General features: G+C 63.4%; 2 protein-coding genes. One reads left to right on the top strand and one right to left on the bottom strand.

The window, feature by feature from the left end; all coding sequences use genetic code 11:
* Positions 1–27: 27 nt before the first annotated feature.
* Positions 28–405, bottom strand: coding sequence for a four-helix bundle copper-binding protein (locus tag ACNPM4_RS14250; RefSeq protein ID WP_448986088.1), 378 nt, complete (start codon positions 403–405; stop codon positions 28–30).
* A 213-nt stretch (positions 406–618) separates the two neighbouring features.
* Between ACNPM4_RS14250 and ACNPM4_RS14245 the strand changes: the two genes are divergently transcribed.
* Positions 619–828 carry a CsbD family protein gene (locus ACNPM4_RS14245; protein ID WP_029261061.1) on the top strand — a complete coding sequence of 70 codons (210 nt, stop codon included), beginning with the start codon at positions 619–621 and terminating at the stop codon, positions 826–828.
* The last annotated feature ends 28 nt before the right edge of the window (positions 829–856 follow it).

Here is an 856-nt window from a genome sequence, read left to right as displayed (position 1 = left end):
CGCGGGGCCGTCGAGAACGATCGCGCCTCAGGCGCTCGCCATCATCATGTCCTTCATGGCCATGCAGGCATCCATGCACGCCTGGCACGCCTGAGCGCACATGCGGCACACGTCGCTGTCGTCGGCATGCCGCATGCACTCGTCCATGCAGACCTGGCACATCGCGATGCACGCGTTGAGCATGGCCATCATCGCGGCCGGGGTCATGCCCTGCATCCGCATCATCGAACGCATCATGGTGTTGCACATGTCTGCGCAGTTCATACACGCCGGCGAACAGTCCATCATCTGCGTCGAGCACACCGTGCACGCCTGCTCACACGCCGCACACGCATCCATGCACGCCTGCATGACGGACATGTCCATCATGCCCATGTCGGGCATCGACTCCATGTTCTTCGACATGGCGCCCATCATCATCGAGTCCATCGCTCACCGCTTCCTTCGAGGTCCGCGGGCAGGACCACCCGCCTGGCGCCAGGCTAGTCCCTCGGGGACCCCGCGTCGATGGGGCGGAACGTTGACATGAGCGGGCCGGATTGTCAATCCCGTGGCCCGTTCCGCGCACGCGTGGAAAGGTCGGGATCAATCGAATCCGCCCTAGGAGAGGAGCAGAACATGAGTGCTGCAGATGACGTCAAGAACGCCGCCGAGAAGGCCGCAGGAAAGGTCAAAGAGGGCGTCGGCAAGCTCACCGACAACGAGCGTCTCGAGGCCGAGGGCCAGGCAGATCAGGTCAAGGCTTCGACCAAGCAGGCCGGTCAGAACGTGAAGGACGCCGCCGAGAAGACCGGCGACAGCGTGCGCGACGCGTTCGACAAGAAGTAGGACGAGAGTCCCCCGGAAACGGCAAAGA

This window comes from Microbacterium umsixpiens, from assembly GCF_053543675.1.
This window is presented reverse-complemented; position numbering and strand designations above follow the sequence as displayed.